This window comes from Aeromonas molluscorum 848 (assembly GCF_000388115.1).
GTDB classification, from domain to species: Bacteria; Pseudomonadota; Gammaproteobacteria; order Enterobacterales; family Aeromonadaceae; genus Aeromonas; species Aeromonas molluscorum.
In genome coordinates this window covers 1-2646 of sequence record NZ_AQGQ01000263.1, presented here as the reverse complement: position 1 = coordinate 2646, position 2646 = coordinate 1, and the positions used below count along the sequence as shown (strand labels likewise).

The window sequence follows — 2646 nt, the reverse complement described above, 5'->3', positions numbered from 1 at the left end:
CCTGTACCATGTCGAGCAGACGCTGACGGGTCTTCTGGGCGGGAATGTCCTTGGGCGCCGCATACTCCTGGACGACCAGGTAATCCTGATAACGATCGATGGCGGCGTTGTATTCCGGCAAGTCCGCATCGTAGATACGGTAGCAGTCGATACCCTCCTTGCTGGCCCACTTCTCAAGGGTCTTCAGATTCTTGCGCAAGCGGTTGGCGAAGTCCTGGGCCACCTCTTTCTGGGAAGCCACGGAGTCCAGTGCAATCTGGTAGTTGCGCAGCTGACACTCTAGCGCCCCGTTGAACAGGCGATAATGCTTGTCGGCCCGCAGGCGCAGGCAGCTCAACAGTTCAGGCGATGCGGACAAAATGGAGACGCGCCAGCCCTGGAAGCTGCGACGAAGGGCATCGCCCAGCGCCTGATGCACTTCCAAGAGCGCCGGGAACTCGCCGAGACGTTCGCCATAGGGCGGGTTGGAGATAAGCATGCCCACCTGGCGGGCTTCACCCTCAACGGCAGCTTGCGGCAGCGGGTTATCCAGCGCGGTCACATCGGCCTGTTTGAAGGTGATGAGATGCGCCACCCCGGCCGCCTTGGCGTTGTCGCGGGCCTTCATCAGCACCCGGGGATCGGCGTCGCAACCAAACAGTTTGACCTCACAACGCTGCATGCCACGCTTGGCGCGCACCTGCGCTTCCATCATCAGGCTCTGCCACAGCTCTGCGTCGTGTTGCAGCCAGTAGTCAAAGCCGAAGCGCTCACGACGCAGGGCCGGCGCCATGTCGGCGGCGACGAAGGCGGCTTCGATCAGCAAGGTGCCTGAACCACACATGGGGTCCATCATGGGCTCACCGGCCCAGCCGCTGCGAGCGATCATGGCCATGGCCAGGTTCTCTTTGAGCGGCGCCTCGCCGGTGCCCTGACGATAGAAACGTTGATGCAGGGCAGGACCTGACAAGTCGAGGGTGATGTTGGCCTTGCCTTTGCCAAGGTGCGCCATGATGCGGATGTCCGGCGACTTTTTATCTATGTCCGGGCGCACATGGCCGCGCTTGGTGAAGCGATCGACGATGGCATCCTTGATCTTCAGCGCGCCGTACTGGGTATTGCGAATGGCGGGGTTGGTACCGGTAAAGTCCACCGCTATGGTGGCGGTACCGGGGAAGTGCTCTTCCCAGGCAATAGTGTGGGCGCCCAGGTAGAGATCCAGATCGTCATTCATCTGGAATTCGGACAGCACCAATACGATGCGGGAGGCAAAGCGGCTCCACAGACAGGCCTTGTAGCCAATGGCCAGCTCGCCCTTGAAATGGACGCCAGCGACTGTCTCACGGACCTGCTCTGCGCCCAGGGTGGTCAGCTCGTCGGCCAACAGGTTTTCCAGCCCTTTGGGGCAGGTTGCAAAAAATTCTTTCATCACGCTCACGGGGATGCCATAAAAAGTGCCGTATTATACCTCATTCACGGCCAGCTTGGCTGCCCCGATCATCGTCTCCTCCCCCTCAATTGAGCACCAAAGTGCCCGGAAGCGCCGCAGCTGCGCCAGCCAACAGCCCCAAGGCATCGTCAAGAAGGGCATTCAAGCAAGACGGACACTATTTCAACACAGGGAGTGATGAGCAACTATGGCGTGGATGGAGAACGAAGAGAGCGAGTCGATGAACAGGGGAAACCGCAATGGTGGCGGCGTTATTCAACTGACCTGGCGCAGCGCCGGCGCGGCTTGATGGTAGCGACCGAAGCGATTGTTCATCACCTTGATCACCGCAAAGCGGGGCATCAGCTTGTTACCGCTGAGCATCAGATCGCAAGTGAGATTGAGGCAGACACTCGCCTGCTCGCCAGCTTCAATCACCATAAAGGTCCCTTGGCCAGCCTGGGTATGCATGATGACCAGTTCACCCTGTTGCGGCGCCATCAGTTGCCCCTGTTCAATAAAAAACCAGCTTTGCGGCATCAGGGGTTTATAGAAGCGACTCACAGCGATGGCATTTAATACCAGTTGCACCTGATGAGGGATGCTCCAATTGAGATCTGCAGCATGGTCCATCAGCTGATAATAGAGGGAGGCATCTTCAACGCAAAAAGCTTGCGTGGCGAATGAGGCGGGTACCAACTGACGACCTTGATATTCAGTCGCAAATACCATGTCATCACTCAACTCCAACATCAGGCGGTCGGACTTCGCATCGTAATGCCATTGCCATTGATCGTTTGGTTGGAGAAACATGAGGCGCCCTTCCTTGTTGCTGTAATTCGACTTTATTATATGTCGATAATTTCAGCAACGTTAATTCGGGGCGCCCTTATATTAAATAAACCGATTGCGTCAGATATTGGTCACAATCTCTTTCACCAGCGCCGGGCCTTTATAAATAAAGCCACTATATATCTGAACCAGTGTCGCCCCCGCTTGCAGCTTCTCGCGTGCAGCCAGAGCACTGTCCACTCCCCCGACACCGATAATAGGCAGGGCACCGTTTAATTCCTGCGCCAATAAACGGATCACCTCTGTGCTCTTGTGTTGCAATGGGCGACCACTCAGCCCTCCCGTTTCACCGGCATGGGGCATGTCATAGATCATGTCACGGGCGAGCGTGGTATTAGTGGCGATCACGCCATCGATCCCATTTTTAATCAAGGATCCGGCGACCT

2 protein-coding genes and 1 pseudogene are annotated in these 2646 nt (G+C 57.0%); all 3 read right to left on the bottom strand.

Annotated elements, in window-relative coordinates:
* Window positions 1-1408 (bottom strand): bifunctional 23S rRNA (guanine(2069)-N(7))-methyltransferase RlmK/23S rRNA (guanine(2445)-N(2))-methyltransferase RlmL (gene rlmKL, locus G113_RS19730; protein WP_005912582.1); only part of this gene is annotated, 1408 nt, incomplete at its 3' end.
* A 276-nt stretch (window positions 1409-1684) separates the two neighbouring features.
* Entirely contained in the window at window positions 1685-2221 is a 537-nt protein-coding gene (locus G113_RS19725; protein ID WP_005912580.1) for a cell division protein ZapC, read from the bottom strand.
* A 99-nt stretch (window positions 2222-2320) separates the two neighbouring features.
* Window positions 2321-2646: pseudogene (locus G113_RS19720) on the bottom strand (quinone-dependent dihydroorotate dehydrogenase); the annotation flags it as partial.

What these genes read in the sequence shown, in the direction of transcription:
- G113_RS19725 (WP_005912580.1), bottom strand. Translation starts at nt 2,221, where the DNA reads ATGTTTCTCCAACCAAACGATCAATGGCAATGGCATTACGATGCGAAG.